Below are 249 nucleotides of genomic sequence, written 5' to 3' on the forward strand. Positions count from 1 at the left end.
GACAGCGCGCGCCTTGAGACGCGGGCCATACTGGATGGGGCGGGTCACGCCCTCGGGAAAGGGCGACACGTGGCGTTGCCCCTGGTCATCTTCCAGCACTTCGGCCTGATACTCGGTGACGACGCTCTTAAACTCGATATCCTGCACTTGGCGGGATTCGATTCCTACCGTGCGATAAATGCGCCCCTTGGGGAGCTGCCGACGATCGACGCGCAGTTTGACCACCTCATCGGGGTCTGCCACCGGTGC

At 63.1% G+C, this 249-nt stretch carries 1 pseudogene; it reads right to left on the reverse strand.

The features are described from left to right. Window positions 1-249, reverse strand: a pseudogene (locus tag RMT89_RS44625) (IS66 family transposase); the annotation flags it as partial.

Origin of the sequence: Streptomyces sp. P17, from assembly GCF_032436805.1 — a bacterium.
Lineage (GTDB): Bacteria > Actinomycetota > Actinomycetes > Streptomycetales > Streptomycetaceae > Streptomyces.